This window comes from Janthinobacterium sp. LPB2021202312-11-4 (genome assembly GCF_037049705.1).
In the GTDB taxonomy this organism is placed as follows: Bacteria; Pseudomonadota; Gammaproteobacteria; order Pseudomonadales; family Pseudomonadaceae; genus Aquipseudomonas.
In genome coordinates this window covers 125,471-141,015 of record NZ_JBAGKV010000010.1, presented here as the reverse complement: position 1 = coordinate 141,015, position 15,545 = coordinate 125,471, and the positions used below count along the sequence as shown (strand labels likewise).

Annotated in this window: 11 protein-coding genes; 5 read left to right on the top strand and 6 right to left on the bottom strand. The window is 59.5% G+C overall.

What is annotated here, in order from left to right; genetic code table 11:
- Positions 1-5 precede the first annotated feature (5 nt).
- From V5E99_RS13420 to V5E99_RS13405, 4 genes are all read left to right on the top strand, one after another.
- Positions 6-452: an excinuclease gene (locus V5E99_RS13420; RefSeq protein ID WP_499802854.1), complete on the top strand. Its 447-nt coding sequence runs from the start codon at positions 6-8 to the stop codon at positions 450-452.
- Positions 453-720: 268 nt separating this feature from the next.
- Positions 721-2,052, top strand: coding sequence for a pyocin-S2/colicin E7-DNase domain-containing protein (locus tag V5E99_RS13415; protein WP_499802853.1), 1,332 nt, complete (start codon positions 721-723; stop codon positions 2,050-2,052).
- A 7-nt stretch (positions 2,053-2,059) separates the two neighbouring features.
- Positions 2,060-2,314: a bacteriocin immunity protein gene (locus V5E99_RS13410; RefSeq protein ID WP_499802852.1), complete on the top strand. Its 255-nt coding sequence runs from the start codon at positions 2,060-2,062 to the stop codon at positions 2,312-2,314.
- A gap of 62 nt (positions 2,315-2,376) precedes the next feature.
- Positions 2,377-3,063, top strand: a complete 687-nt coding sequence (locus V5E99_RS13405) for a hypothetical protein (RefSeq protein WP_499802851.1) — start codon at positions 2,377-2,379, stop codon at positions 3,061-3,063.
- 221 nt (positions 3,064-3,284) lie between these two features.
- Here the strand turns inward: V5E99_RS13405 and V5E99_RS13400 are convergent, their stop codons facing one another.
- Positions 3,285-3,593 carry a DUF6124 family protein gene (locus V5E99_RS13400; RefSeq protein WP_499802850.1) on the bottom strand — a complete coding sequence of 103 codons (309 nt, stop codon included), beginning with the start codon at positions 3,591-3,593 and terminating at the stop codon, positions 3,285-3,287.
- A gap of 349 nt (positions 3,594-3,942) precedes the next feature.
- Positions 3,943-4,845 carry a LysR family transcriptional regulator gene (locus tag V5E99_RS13395; protein ID WP_499802849.1) on the bottom strand — a complete coding sequence of 301 codons (903 nt, stop codon included), beginning with the start codon at positions 4,843-4,845 and terminating at the stop codon, positions 3,943-3,945.
- Positions 4,846-4,964: 119 nt separating this feature from the next.
- Between V5E99_RS13395 and V5E99_RS13390 the strand changes: the two genes are divergently transcribed.
- Positions 4,965-6,239 (top strand): MFS transporter, encoded by a 1,275-nt coding sequence (locus V5E99_RS13390; protein WP_499802848.1) that lies wholly within the window; start codon positions 4,965-4,967, stop codon positions 6,237-6,239.
- Positions 6,240-6,401: 162 nt separating this feature from the next.
- On the opposite strand, the gene hemE is transcribed toward V5E99_RS13390, so the two are convergent.
- The 4 genes from hemE to V5E99_RS13370 form a co-directional block, all read right to left on the bottom strand.
- On the bottom strand, positions 6,402-7,469 hold the full coding sequence (gene hemE, locus V5E99_RS13385; protein ID WP_499802847.1) for a uroporphyrinogen decarboxylase: 1,068 nt from the start codon (positions 7,467-7,469) through the stop codon (positions 6,402-6,404).
- A gap of 242 nt (positions 7,470-7,711) precedes the next feature.
- A complete protein-coding gene (locus tag V5E99_RS13380; protein ID WP_499802846.1) occupies positions 7,712-9,130 on the bottom strand; it encodes an FAD-dependent oxidoreductase in 1,419 nt (472 codons plus the stop codon).
- Between the two features lie 33 nt (positions 9,131-9,163).
- The gene (gene gltB / locus V5E99_RS13375; RefSeq protein WP_499802845.1) at positions 9,164-13,609 is read right to left on the bottom strand and encodes a glutamate synthase large subunit; all 4,446 of its coding nucleotides are present in this window, start codon (positions 13,607-13,609) and stop codon (positions 9,164-9,166) included.
- Positions 13,610-13,960: 351 nt separating this feature from the next.
- A complete protein-coding gene (locus V5E99_RS13370; RefSeq protein WP_499802844.1) occupies positions 13,961-15,544 on the bottom strand; it encodes an SPOR domain-containing protein in 1,584 nt (527 codons plus the stop codon).
- Position 15,545: the final 1 nt, after the last annotated feature.

Below are 15,545 nucleotides of genomic sequence, written 5' to 3'. Positions count from 1 at the left end.
ACCCCATGCACTTCAAAAAACTCGCCGCTGCCGCCACCCTACTGATCTGCGCCGTCCCGGCCGTCAGCCAGGCCCGTGACACCCCGGTATACCTGCCGTTCGACAAAGCCGTCGCCGAAGCTGTCCGCACCGGCAAAATCGATGGCAGCGTGAAGTTCTACCTGGCCGGTAACAACCCGGCCGGCACCGTCACCGTCGTCAGCCCGGGCGCCGTGACCAACAAGAAAACCAACGCCTTCAACAAGACCGACGCCGTGGCCTGCGAATGGGTCGCACAATCGGCAATCATCAGCCTGTTCCAGGCAGCCAAGAGCGCGAATGCGAATGCGGTGACCAACATTGTCAGTTTCTACAAGAGCAATGAGCGCAAAGACGCCACGAACTACGAATGCCACGCCGGGGCAATCATGGCGGGCGTCGCGTTGAAAGGGGATCTGGCAAAGGTCCAGTAACAACCGCCTGCCGTACACCGGACGGAATGCGCAACGCATTCCCCCGTAGGAGCTGCCGAAGGCTGCGATCTTTTGATCCTGTTTTTCTAAAGGCAAGATCAAAAGATCGCAGCCTTCGGCAGCTCCTACAGGGCCGGGTGTAGGGGCGCCTTCCAGACACAAGATGAAATAGGAAATTTCAGCGCCTCATTTGGGAAACGTCCTAACGCCAACACCTGATCCTGCCGAGTAGGTTCGAGGCTCCTCAGCCTCAAACAGAACAGCATCAATGGCGCGCGACAAGGACATCCCCCAAGTCTGGGAAGTTGGAACTGCTGGCGGCGGTAGTGGAATCGGAATTCGCTACCTGCGAGACATGACCCCGACCGAACTGGCCGAACGTGACGCCAGACAAAAATCCTACGAAGCCATGCTCGCCCGACAACAGGCCTATGAAGAACGCCTGCTCGGGCAATCCGAAAAGCGCAAACAAGCCGCGACTAAAGGCTGCGTGTTCGCCAAAAGCTGCGACCTCCCCGACGGGGTCATCAACTACAACAATCCTGCCGGCTTCGTCCCCCTCGAAAGACTCGCCAACTACGGCTCATGGGCGGTACTGGGCACCGGTGCAGCGATCACCGCAGAAGGTCAGCCGCTCAAATGGGTGGCCGGCTCGGCAACAGGCAGCGCCGTCGCCCAACGCCTTGGCGGTTCTCTGGCACTCAGTCTGGTGAAGGGCTCCGCAGCGATTGCAACGGGCGGGGTGGTCGGGACCGTTGCACTGCTGATGCCCAATACCAGCCTCTCCCCCGACAGCGCCTTTTATAAACACGAGCAATACGCCGAACTGGAGATGGGGCGAACCCGCGTTCGCATCAACGCGAAAACACTGCCTGATGGTTCGGTCAACGCTTACGGTTTCTATACAGGCGGGAAAAAAGAGTGGGAATTTGTCCGGGTCATTGGAGCCGACAAGAAAGGCGAAAAATTTGTTGCCCACATCGGCAAAGGGATTGACCTGACCTGGACGCCTGCGGCCAACCCTGATGAGGTCCTGGGCATTCCCGCGCTGGAAGGCGCCCCTTCATTGCCGACGGTGTGGGTGTATCCGCCCACTGAGCAAGCCAACCAGATACTGGCGAACCCGGAACATCCACCCGAGTATCAGGATGCAATTATCTGGTTTCCGGGTACGCCGATTGAGCCGATTTATATTGCGCTCAGTGCTCGGCATGATGCCGGTGTCGTTACGGGGGTTGGTGAGGATGTGCTGGGGATTTGGCTTGCCGGGGCCAACGTCGGGCTCGGTGCACCCATCCCAAAACGAATAGCCGATGAACTGCGAGGGCGTGAATTTAAAAACTTCAAAACATTCCGAACCGCATTCTGGACAGCCGTAAAAAATGATCCTGAGCTCTTTAGCCAGTTCAATGAGGACGCTCAGGACCGTCTGATGTCAGGCAACGCCCCTGCTGTTCAAGAGCGAGAAGCAGTAGGCAACCGAACTACTTTCGAGATACACCACATCGAGCGAATTGCCGATGGTGGAGCGGTCTACGACATAGATAATCTTCGTGTGAACACCCCCAAAAACCATATCAATCAACATAAAAAAATGTAGGCACACAATGGCAGCCATTAGCGATTACACCGAAAAAGAGTTCATCAAGTTCATTCAACAGATACGTGCCATCAATAAAGGGGGATCTGACGAAGAACTCGGCGAGGTACTGGTTCAATTCAGGCAGCTAACCGGCCACCCGGGGGGTTCCGACCTGATTTTTTATCCAGAGCCTGGTGCAGATAATTCCGCCGAAGGCGTCACACGAACGGTAAAGGAATGGCGCGCTGCTCAGGGGTTACCGGGGTTCAAAGACAAGTAACCCCTCGGCAAAAATGGAAACACAGCAAAACCCGGAAGATTGTTTTATAAGGAGCAGGACGCATGTTGAAACCCCTCATTCCCTTGATATTGGCTACCGCCGTCTGTGACGCGAAGGCAGATGTTCAAGTCCTGGTAATGCCGATACCCGAGCAGTTGAAACCCTTGAAGCCCGTCGAGGTTGCGGAGAGCGACTTAGAGAAGCGAAAGCGGCTCGACCGAATAGACTCGGTAGTCCAGCGTTTCAAACTAAAGAAGGACGAGAAGTTCATTTACACGAGTGAAAAAAGCCCCAGCCTGTTCCTGAGGAATTTGAGTGTCGTCTACAAGGTTTATCCAGAAGAAGCGCAGTTGCAGGTGATTAAATTCAATATGCGAAACGGGGAAGCCTACCTTTTTTCTGTTAATCCCGAAGACATCCAACCCTATAGGCGTTTCACAACGAGCGCCCTTGACGCCCGAGTTGCCATTGATGTTCTGAGCCCAGGCGCATCAGCGGCCCGTTCCAAAGCCGAGTACAAAGACTGGTACAGCACTTATCAGTCGTCTCGGGTAAAACTCGCGCGAAAAATGGTGGCTAGCGATGCTTGTGAGACCGTTACGAATGTCGACTTCTACAGTCTCAACGGCGGGCAATTTACTGCGTTCTGTGGAAATGGCATGGAATTCAGTCAAACCCAAGTAGAGATTGAATCCGAGCAGCCAATAGATCCGGCTATAAAAAAATGGGTGGTTATGCGGCCCCAGTGATTTCAGGCCACCGTCAGTTCTTAAATGTTTTGGGGGACGTGTCGGTGAATGCCAGAATCGAAAAAGGGCGCCTTTCGGCACCCTTTTACAAACAGGTCGGCTTGTCATCGCCCTAAACCGGCCTGGCTCTGCGATGGCTGGTTGCCCAGGACCCTCAGAGTCTCACAAGCCCCTAATGGGAACATCCTGCGCAACTTGACTTGTATTGATCGTTGCAGGTTTCAAGGTGAGTCGAAGTTGTCCAATAACCGGTTCACGGCCATCTCTCCCAGCATGATCGACTGCTGAATCCCCAGCAGTGTGTTGCACTGCGATCCTTCCAGAAACCTCACGAAATCACTCGCCATGACATTTGCTGATGCCAGGGATTCACAGGCGTATTCGAGCAAGGCCCGGTCGTCGATGTCGGGGGCGATGAGAAAGATGTTGCTGGGTTTGCGTTTGTTGATAGGCGCGACGTTGTCGATGGACTCTTTTATGCCATGGGATGCCGGATCGGTATCCGGTGGGTTTGGCGTGTCTTTGAACATGATTCGGTCTCCAAAAAGGTGGAGCCGTCACCGAGTCGCTACTAAACAAAAGGGTGGCAGCTGAACGCAGGTTAGTAGACCGGGGAGACACGAAACCGGCGCGCTCAAGAGCGCCCTGCGCGCAGCTACCATCAAGCACAGACACGGAAATGCCTGACTGTCTGGAACGCAAATGCGCTTCGTGAAACCACGAGCTACTAAACCCGATCACCGTTGAGCAGTGACACGAATCAAGTTACCGACGGCCCCCAAGGCGCACAAGCCAGCGGATTCTGGGCCTGTCGTAGGCTCTGCCGCAAGGTGCTGTAGGCTCCCGGAATACAGCTTCGGAAATGTCCGACAAAAGACATCACGATTTCAGAGGCTCAACCTTGCGCGTCAACAACTCCACAAACGCCTTGGCCATCGGCGACTTCTGATCCTTGCGCTGCACCAGCCACACCGCCGACACCGCTTCCGGATCAAGCAGCGGCCGATAGACCACGCCATCAATCCGCATCCGCTGATACGACGCCGGCAGCACCGACACGCCCAGCCCCGCCGCGACCAATCCGATGATCGTCATCGCTTCGCCGGCCTCTTGGGCGAAGTGCGGGCTGAAGCCGGCGTCTCGGGCCAGGGTGAGTAATTGGGCGTACAGACCGCTGCCATAACTGCGTGGGAAAAAGACGAAAGGTTCGAGGGCAAGGGCTGACAGAAACAGGCCTTCTTCGCTGTCGGTGACCAGCGGATGCTTGGAGCTGAGCACGGCCACCAACGGCTCGCGCATCAGTTCCACGACGTTGAGGGAATCCGGCAAACCGAGCGGGCGCATGATGCCGACTTCAATCGATTCATCCACCAGCGCATCGGCCACTTGGGTGCTGCTCATTTCCCGCAGGTTCAGGTGCACTGCCGGGAAGCGTTGTCGAAACGAAAAAATGGCTTGGGGAATGGTCGAGTTGAACGGCGCAGACGAGGTGAAGCCGATTTTCAGTTCGCCTAGTTCACCGAGTTGCGCCCGGCGGGCGACGTCGGCCGCTTTGTCGACTTGGGCCAGCACCAGCCGCGCCTCCTCCAGGAACAACCGACCGGCCTCGCTGAGTTCGACCCGACGATTGGTCCGTTCGAAAAGCCGCGCCCCGACCTCGACTTCCAGTGCCTGAATCTGCTGGCTCAGCGGCGGCTGCGAGATGCCGAGCACCTGAGCGGCGCGGCCGAAATGCAGTTCTTCGGCGACGGCGATGAAGTAGCGCAGATGGCGCAATTCCATGAAAACTCCATTAGGTCGTGAAACGTCTTAAACAGGTCGAATAATATATTGGATTGAATCGTTAGGCAGCTATATGCTTTTTTCATTGCCTGACCGGCTGCGCCCCTCCGAGGTCCGACGTGAAAACTGCTGTTGCCCCGCTCGCCCATGAAGTTCCGCCCACTGTGCTGGACGATGTCGTCGCCGAGCTGAACGAGATCTACATCGAGAAAGGCACGCCGATGTTTATGCGCACGGTGCTGGCCTTGTTCTCTGGCGGCTTCGCGACCTTCGCCCTGTTGTATTGCGTGCAGCCGATGATGCCGCTGCTGTCCCACGAGTATTCGATCAACGCGGCGCAAAGCAGCCTGATCCTCTCGGTGGCCACCGGCATGCTCGCCATTGGCCTGCTGATCACCGGGCCGATTTCCGACCGTGTCGGGCGTAAACCGGTGATGGTGACCGCGTTGTTCGCCGCCGCGCTGTGCACCATGGCCAGCGCGATGATGCCGAGTTGGGAAGGCGTGTTGATCATGCGGGCGTTGATCGGCTTGTCGCTGAGCGGCTTGGCGGCGGTGGCCATGACTTACCTGAGCGAAGAGATTCATCCTCAGCACATCGGCCTGGCGATGGGGTTGTACATCGGTGGCAACGCGATTGGCGGGATGAGCGGGCGCTTGATCACCGGCGTACTGATCGACTTCGTCAGTTGGCACACCGCGATGCTGGTGATCGGTGGCCTGGCGCTGATTGCGGCGACGGTGTTCTGGAAAATCCTCCCGGAATCACGCAACTTCCGCTCCCGTTCGATGCATCCGCGCAGCTTGCTCGACGGCTTCACCATGCACTTTCGCGATGCCGGCCTGCCGCTGCTGTTTCTCGAAGCTTTTGTGCTGATGGGCGCGTTCGTCACGCTGTTCAACTACATCGGCTACCGCCTGCTGGCGGCGCCGTACAACATGGACCAGGCGTTTGTCGGGTTGCTGTCGGTGGTGTACCTGTCGGGGATTTACAGCTCGGCGAAGATTGGTTCGCTGGCGGACAAACTGGGGCGTCGCAAGGTGCTGTGGGCAACCATCGTGTTGATGCTCGCGGGTTTGGCGCTGACGATGTTCACGCCGCTGCCGGTGGTGATCATCGGCATGCTGATCTTCACGTTCGGCTTCTTCGGCGCGCATTCGGTGGCCAGTAGCTGGATCGGGCGGCGGGCGATCAAGGCCAAGGGGCAGGCGTCTTCGTTGTATCTGTTCAGCTACTACGCCGGGTCGAGCATTGCCGGTACGGCGGGCGGGGTGTTCTGGCACTTGGGCGGGTGGAACGGGATCGGGTTGTTTATTGGCGGGTTGTTGGTGATTGCGCTGTTGGTGGCGTTGAAGCTGGCGAAGTTGCCGCCGTTGGGTGGTGTGAACGCTTAAAAGCAAAAGATCGCAGCCTTCGGCAGCTCCTACGCCAGCGATGTGAATCGACGGATGGCCGGTTCACTCAACCCCGTAGGAGCTGCCGAAGGCTGCGATCTTTTGATCTTGCGCAAACAAAACGCCCGGCAAATGCCGGGCGTTTTGCTTATCGGGCGACGATCACTCGTGATACTGCGCCGACAACTCATGCACCGCGCGCAGGAACGCACCTGCATGCTCCGGATCAACTTCCGGGGTGATGCCATGACCGAGGTTGAACACGTGACCGCTGCCCTTGCCGTAGCTGGCGAGGATGCGGCCGACTTCGGTGCGGATGGCTTCTGGCTTGGCGTACAGCACGGTCGGGTCCATGTTGCCTTGCAGGGCGACTTTGTTGCCGACACGCTGGCGGGCTTCGCCGATGTCGCAGGTCCAGTCCAGGCCCAATGCATCAGCGCCAGCGTCGGCGATGCTTTCCAGCCACAGCCCCCCGCCCTTGGTGAACAGGATGACCGGCACCTTGCGGCCTTCGTGTTCGCGGATCAAGCCACTGACGATCTTGCGCATGTAGGCCAGGGAGAATTCCTGGTACGCCGCCGCCGAGAGGTTACCGCCCCAGCTATCGAAGATCTGCACCGCTTGCGCGCCAGCCATGATCTGGCCGTTGAGGTAGCTGGTGACCGACTGAGCCAGCTTGTCCAGCAACAAGTGCAAGGCTTGCGGGTTGTCGTAGAGCATGGTTTTGGTCTTGCGGTAGTCCTTCGACGAACCGCCTTCGACCATGTAAGTCGCCAGGGTCCACGGGCTGCCGGAGAAACCGATCAGCGGCACGCGGCCGTTCAGTTCGCGGCGGATGGTGCTGACCGCGTCCATGACGTAGCCGAGGTCTTTGTGCGGATCAGGGATCGGCAGGGCCTCGATGTCGGCCATCGTGCTGACGACTTTCTTGAAGCGCGGACCTTCACCGGTTTCGAAGTACAGGCCTTGGCCCATGGCGTCCGGGATGGTCAGGATGTCGGAGAAGAGGATCGCCGCGTCCAGTTGCGGATAACGGTCGAGCGGTTGCATCGTGACTTCGCAAGCGAACTCCGGGTTCATGCACAGGCTCATGAAGTCACCGGCCTTGGCGCGGCTGGCGCGGTATTCCGGCAGGTAGCGACCGGCCTGACGCATCATCCACACGGGGGTGACGTCTACGGGTTGCTTGAGCAGGGCGCGAAGGAAACGGTCGTTCTTCAGGGCAGTCATGTCGGCATCCGGAAAAAAAGTGCGGGCATTTTCTCAGAGCGCGACGCAAAAGGCACGGTTGCAGGTCAGCCTTTTGTCTATCGGGTCAATTTGTCGCGGTGAAAACCCCTCGCAAACCCGCCTTACCCCCGTAGGAGCAAAGCTTGCTCGCGACGCAGACACCTCGGTCGACCTGATGACTGGGGTGATGCTATCGCGAGCAAGCTTTGCTCCTACAGGAGAGAGGCTTGCTCGCGATTGGGTTAGACGCCCAGGTAATCCAGAATCCCTTCAGCCGCATTGCGGCCTTCGAAGATCGCGGTCACTACCAGGTCAGAACCGCGAACCATGTCGCCACCGGCGAAGATTTTCGGGTTGCTGGTCTGGTGCTTGTATTGACCTTGTTCCGGGGCCACGACGCGGCCCTGGCTGTCGGTCTGGATGTCGAACTGTTCGAACCACGACGCCGGGCTTGGACGGAAACCGAAGGCGATGACCACGGCGTCCGCCGGGATGATCTCTTCGGAGCCCGGGATCGGCTCGGGGCTTCGACGGCCGCGAGCATCCGGTTCGCCGAGACGGGTCTCGACCACTTTCACGCCTTCGACGCGGTCTTCACCGACAATGGCAATCGGCTGGCGGTTGTAGAGGAATTTCACGCCTTCTTCCTTGGCGTTCTTCACTTCTTTGCGCGAGCCCGGCATGTTCGCTTCATCGCGACGATAGGCGCAGGTCACCGACTTGGCGCCCTGGCGAATCGACGTACGGTTGCAGTCCATCGCCGTGTCGCCGCCGCCCAGCACCACAACCTTCTTGCCTTTCATGTCGACGAAATCTTCCGGCGACTTTTCAAAGCCCAGGTTGCGGTTGACGTTGGCGATCAGGAAGTCGAGCGCGTCATGCACGCCCGGCAGGTCCTCACCGGCAAAGCCGCCCTTCATGTAGGTGTAGGTGCCCATGCCCATGAACACGGCATCGTATTCTTCGAGCAGTTGCTCGATGGTCACGTCCTTGCCCACTTCGGTGTTCAGGCGGAACTCGATCCCCATGCCGGTGAAGACTTCGCGGCGATTGCTCAGCACGGTCTTTTCCAGCTTGAACTCGGGGATACCGAAGGTCAGCAGACCGCCGATTTCCGGGTTCTTGTCGAACACCACCGGGGCCACGCCGCCGCGTACCAGCACGTCGGCACAACCGAGGCCCGCCGGGCCGGCACCGATGATCGCCACACGCTTGCCGGTCGGCTTGACCTTGGACATGTCCGGGCGCCAGCCCATGGCGAACGCGGTGTCGGTGATGTACTTCTCGACCGAACCAATGGTCACAGCGCCGAAGCCGTCGTTAAGGGTGCACGCACCCTCGCACAGACGATCCTGCGGGCACACCCGGCCGCAGACTTCCGGCAGGGTGTTGGTCTGGTGCGACAGCTCGGCGGCCTGGAGGATGTTGCCCTCGGCCACCAGTTTCAGCCAGTTGGGAATGAAGTTGTGCACCGGGCACTTCCATTCGCAGTACGGGTTACCGCAACCCAGGCAGCGGTGGGCCTGATCGGCCGAATGCTGGGGTTTGAAGGGTTCGTAGATCTCCACGAACTCTTTCTTGCGTTGACGCAACAGTTTCTTCTTCGGATCTTTGCGCCCGACATCGATGAACTGGAAGTCGTTATTCAGACGTTCAGCCATTGTTAAAACCTCATCAAACTCTTCAGGCGCATATCACTGCGGATTGGCACGGGTGCTGGAAAGCAACGATTTCAGATTGGCGGCCTTAGGCTTGACCAACCAGAAACGACGCAGATAGTCATCGAGGTTCTCAGCGAGGTTACGACCCCATTCGCTGTCGGTTTCCGCGACGTATTCGTCCAGCACGCGTTGCAGGTGGCTGCGATAGGCTTCCATCGCTTCGCCGCTGATCCGCTGGATTTCCACCAGTTCGTGGTTGACCCGGTCAACGAAGGTGTTGTCCTGGTCGAGCACGTAGGCGAAACCGCCGGTCATGCCTGAGCCGAAGTTGTAACCGGTTTTGCCCAGGACGCAGACGAAACCACCGGTCATGTACTCGCAGCAGTGATCGCCCGTGCCTTCAACCACGGTGTGAGCACCGGAGTTACGCACAGCGAATCGCTCGCCTGCGGTGCCAGCGGCGAACAGCTTGCCGCCGGTGGCGCCGTACAGGCAGGTGTTGCCGATAATGGCGCTGTCCTGAGTCTTGTAGACGCTGCCCTTCGGCGGAACGATGACCAGTTTGCCGCCGGTCATGCCTTTGCCGACGTAGTCGTTGGCGTCGCCTTCCAGGTACATGTGCAGGCCGCCGGCGTTCCACACACCGAAGCTCTGACCGGCCGTCCCTTTGAAGCGGAAGGTGATCGGCGCGTTCGCCATGCCTTGGTTGCCGTGTTTACGAGCGATTTCACCGGAGATCCGCGCACCGATCGAACGGTCGCAGTTGCAGATATCCAGGGCGAAATCGGCGCCGCTCAGGTCGTTGATTGCCGAGGTGGCCATGTCGACCATTTTCTCGGCCAGCAGGCCTTTGTCGAACGGCGGGTTGCGGTCAACCTGGCAGAACTGAGGCTTGTCTGCCGGGATGTGATCGCTGCCCAGCAACGGCGTCAGGTCCAAGTGTTGCTGCTTGGCGGTCTGGCCTTCGAGGATTTCCAGCAGATCGGTACGGCCGATCAGTTCTTCGAGGGAACGCACGCCCAGCTTGGCCAGCCACTCACGGGTTTCTTCAGCCACGTAGGTGAAGAAGTTGATCACCATGTCGACGGTGCCGATGTAGTGGTCTTTACGCAGCTTCTCGTTCTGCGTCGCGACGCCGGTGGCGCAGTTGTTCAGGTGGCAGATGCGCAGGTATTTGCAGCCCAGGGCGATCATTGGTGCGGTGCCGAAGCCGAAGCTTTCAGCGCCGAGGATCGCAGCCTTGATCACGTCGAGGCCGGTTTTCAGGCCACCGTCGGTTTGCACCCGGACTTTGCCGCGCAGGTCGTTGCCGCGCAGGGTCTGGTGGGTTTCGGCCAGGCCGAGTTCCCACGGGGCGCCCGCGTATTTGATCGAGGTCAGCGGCGATGCGCCGGTGCCGCCGTCGTAGCCGGAGATGGTGATCAAGTCCGCGTAGGCCTTGGCCACACCGGCGGCGATGGTGCCGACGCCCGCCTCTGCAACGAGTTTCACCGAGACCAGGGCCTTCGGGTTGACTTGTTTCAGGTCGAAAATCAGCTGCGACAAGTCTTCAATCGAATAGATGTCGTGGTGCGGCGGCGGCGAAATCAGGGTCACGCCCGGCACTGCGTAACGCAGCTTGGCGATCAGACCGTTGACCTTGCCACCCGGCAACTGACCACCTTCGCCGGGCTTGGCGCCCTGGGCGACTTTGATCTGCAGCACTTCAGCGTTGACCAGGTATTCCGGGGTCACGCCGAAACGGCCAGTCGCCACTTGCTTGATTTTCGAGCTCTTGATGGTGCCGTAGCGCGCCGGGTCTTCGCCGCCTTCGCCGGAGTTGGAACGCGCACCGAGGCGGTTCATGGCTTCGGCCAGGGCTTCGTGAGCTTCCGGCGACAGTGCACCGAGGGAGATGCCGGCGGAGTCGAAGCGCTTGAGCACCGATTCCAGCGGTTCGATCTCACTGATGTCCAGCGGCGTGTCCAGGGTTTTGACCTTGAACATGTCGCGGATCATCGACACCGGACGGTTGTCCACCAGCGCCGTGTATTCCTTGAACTTGCTGTAGTCGCCCTGCTGCACAGCGGCTTGCAGGGTGCTGACCACGTCCGGGTTGTAAGCGTGATATTCGCCACCGTGGACGAACTTCAGCAAACCGCCCTGCTGGATCGGCTTGCGCGGGCTCCAGGCTTCGGCGGCGAGGGCTTTCTGCTCGGCTTCGATGTCGACGAAACGCGCACCCTTGATGCGGCTCGGCACGCCACGGAAGCTCAGTTCGCAGACTTCTTCGGACAGGCCGATGGCTTCGAACAGTTGCGCACCGCGGTACGAAGTGATGGTCGAAATGCCCATCTTCGACAGGATCTTCAGCAGACCTTTGGTGATGCCTTTGCGGTAGTTCTTGAATACCTCATAGAGGTCGCCCAGCACTTCACCGGTCCGGATCAGGTCGCCCAGTACTTCGTAGGCCAGGAACGGATAAACCGCCGAGGCACCGAAACCGATCAACACCGCGAAGTGATGCGGGTCGCGGGCAGTCGCGGTTTCCACGAGGATGTTGGAGTCGCAACGCAGGCCTTTTTCGGTCAGGCGGTGATGCACCGCGCCGGTAGCCAGCGAAGCGTGGATCGGCAACTTGCCCGGGGCAATGTGACGGTCGCTCAAAACCACTTGGGTACGACCGGAACGCACGGCTTCTTCAGCCTGATCGGCAACGTTGCGGATCGCCGCTTCGAGGCCGACGCTTTCGTCGTAGTTGAGATCGATGATCGCGCGCTCGAAGCCCGGGCGATCGAGGTTCATCAGCGAACGCCACTTGGCCGGGGAAATGACCGGCGAGCTGAGGATTACGCGCGAGGCGTGTTCCGGCGACTCCTGGAAGATGTTGCGCTCGGCACCGAGGCAGATCTCCAGCGACATGACGATGGCTTCACGCAGCGGGTCGATCGGCGGGTTGGTAACCTGCGCGAACTGCTGGCGGAAATAGTCGTACGGCGTGCGCACGCGCTGGGACAGCACGGCCATCGGCGTATCGTCGCCCATCGAGCCAACGGCTTCGTAGCCTTGTTCGCCGAGCGGACGCAGCACCTGGTCACGCTCTTCGAAAGTGACCTGGTACATCTTCATGTATTGCTTGAGCTGATCGACGTCGTAGAACGCCGAACCGTGGTCGTTGTCTTCCATGGTCGCCTGGATGCGCAGGGCATTCTTGCGCAGCCATTGCTTGTACGGATGACGAGACTTCAAGCGGTTGTCGATGGCGTCGGTGTCGAGGATCTGACCGGTTTCGGTGTCCACGGCAAAGATCTGGCCCGGACCCACGCGGCCCTTGGCGATCACGTCTTCAGGCTGGTAGTTCCAGACACCGATTTCCGAGGCCAGGGTGATGAAACCGTTTTTGGTGGTGACCCAACGCGCCGGACGCAGACCGTTACGGTCGAGCAGGCACACCGCGTAGCGACCGTCGGTCATGACCACGCCGGCCGGGCCGTCCCACGGTTCCATGTGCATCGAGTTGTATTCGTAGAACGCCCGCAGATCCGGGTCCATGGTTTCGACGTTCTGCCACGCAGGCGGAATGATCATCCGCACGCCACGGAACAGGTCGATGCCACCGGTGACCATCAACTCGAGCATGTTGTCCATGCTGGAGGAGTCGGAGCCGACACGGTTCACCAATGGGCCGAGTTCTTCCAGGTCCATCAAATCGTTGGTGAACTTGGTGCGACGGGCCACGGCCCAGTTACGGTTGCCAGTGATGGTGTTGATCTCGCCGTTGTGGGCGAGGAAGCGGAACGGCTGCGCCAACGGCCATTTCGGCAGGGTGTTGGTCGAGAAGCGCTGGTGGAACACGCAAATCGAGGTTTGCAGGCGCTGGTCGCTGAGGTCTGGATAGAAGGCGGTCAAATCCGCCGGCATCATCAGGCCTTTATAAATGATGGTCTTGTGCGAAAAGCTGCAGATGTAGTGATCGGCGTCGGCGGCGTTGGCCACGGACGAGCGACGACGGGAGGTGAACAGCTTGATCGCCATGTCCTGATCGCTCAGGCCTTCACCGCCGATGTAGACCTGCTCGATCTGTGGCAGGCGCTCAAGGGCCAGGCGGCCGAGGACGCTAGTGTCGATCGGCACTTTGCGCCAGCCAACGAGGGTCAGGCCGGCAGCGAGGATCTCGCGGTTCATGTTCTCGCGAGCGGCTTCGGCTTTGACCGGGTCCTGGTTGAAGAAGACCATGCCCACGGCGTATTGCTTGGGCAGCTCGACGCCGAAGGTTTCCTGGGCGATGGCTCGCAGGAATACGTCCGGCTTTTGAATCAGCAAGCCGCAACCGTCACCGGTCTTGCCGTCGGCGTTGATCCCACCGCGGTGGGTCATGCAGGTCAGGGCCTCAATGGCCGTTTGCAAAAGGGTATGACTGGGCTCGCCCTGCATATGGGCTATCAGGCCGAAACCGCAGTTATCCTTGAATTCATCTGGTTGGTACAGACCTGCTTTCATAGACACTTTCTCACCAGGCTGCCTCTTTTCGAGGCAAATTTCTTTTCAATTCAACCACTTGCCATCCACGCCGAACGTACGCCGGCTTTGCGGGGGCAAAAGGGAGGTCATTGTACACACCGACACAGGGGCTCACAAATTTGACGACGAACTGTCGCAAATCTATGTCGCATTTGTGAAAGGTTTAAAGCGATATGCTGTGCTAGTCAAAACTTTTTTAATTTTGACCGCAACGACTCAAAGACTACTGTGACGCAGACACCACAAGGCACGCGGCCTCTAGGGCAGCATGCTACTCGCGGAAAATTTTGAGGTGCCGAGAGAGGCGGCCTGGGTAAGGCCGCCGAATCTTCAGCGAGCTGTTGCCAGTTCCTGTTGGACGCTGGCGACGGAGCGAGGCCAAGGTTTACCAGCCTGAACCTTCGCTGGCAAGGCCTTGATGGCGCTAACGGCCGCATCGCGGTTGGCGAAGCTGCCGTAGGTGATGACGTAAAGCGGTTTACCGTTCAGGACTTTCTTGAAGTAACGGTACTCGCCGCCCTGCTCCTTGACGAAGGTTTGCGCAGTGGCTTCAGAGCTGGTGCCGAGGATCTGCACCACGTAGTTACCCGGTGCTTGCCCGGCGTACCAGCTACCTCCGGCAGCCTTGGCCACGGTCACCGGCTTCTCGGCTGGCTTGGCCGCCACCACAGGCTTGGCGGGCGCTGGAGCCGGTTTGGCCACTGGAGCAGGCGCTGGCTTGGCGGTAGCGACCTGAGTCGGCGCAGGCGTCGGCTTGGCGGCTGGCGTCGGTGCAGGACCTGGCTGAATGCCTGTAGGCGGCGCGATGGTGGTTACGGTCGGCGGTGTAGCGCTGGAGCCTTCGACCGGCACGCCGTCGTCGCCCTCGGTGATACCACCGGCCGCTTCGGCCAGCGGGCTGCGCATGACCGGTTGCGATTGGCCGACCAGCGGCAACGGCATCGGCTGCGTGTTACCGGCAAATTCCACGGCGGGCGCACCGCCGGCGGCGTTCGGTTTTGGCGTACCCAATGGCAACTGGGCCTGTTCGTTGGCCGGTGCGCCGGTGGTCGGTGTCTTGCTGCGGCCCGGCATCAACCAGGCGGCAGCTACCGCGACCACGACTACGGCAGAAATCGCCAATACGTGTTTCTTCGGCATGTTGAACCCCATACTTGGACGCTTCACCGCTGTGCGGCTGGCAATCATGGCTTCGATCATCGCATCGCGGGCGACCTGGTTGATGTTGCCAGGCCAACCGTCGGAGCTTTCGTGAATATCAGAGATCTGATCTGCGGTGAAAAGTTCGATACCCCGGCCGGCGCCTTCAAGACGTTGATCCAGGTATTCGCGGGTTTCTTCTTCGGTGTACGGCTGCAATTCGATGACGTGGAAGCGCTCTTCCTCGAGGCTCAGGGCCTCCAGTTGAGCGATCAGCGACGATTCACCGAACAGGAACACATGCGGGCGGCCTTCCGGTGCGCCGGCGGCCAACGCCATCAGGGCGTCCAGCGCGGACTCGTCGAGTTGCTCGGCGTCGTCCACCAGCAAGTAGACTTCCTGCCCGGTCAGGGCAAGCTGAACCACTTGCGCCAGAATCGCGCCGATCTCGGCCTGGGCCACGTTCAGCGCCTGGGCGACCTGGCGCAGTACGCCGGCAGAATCACCCGCGCCACGGGCGGAAACCACCACGCTTTGCACGGATTGTTTGTTGGTGCTGGCCACCAGCGCCTGACGCAACAGGGTCTTGCCGCTGCCTTGCGGGCCGGTGACCACCAGCAGCAACTGGCTGTAACGGGCCAGGTGATGCAGTTGTCCCAGCACCGGTTTGCGCTGGGCCGGGAAAAATTTGAAGCCAGGCACCCGTGGAGCAAAAGGGTCATGACTTAACTGGTAATGGCCGAGGAAAGCCTCGTCGGCATGCAAACTAGTCATC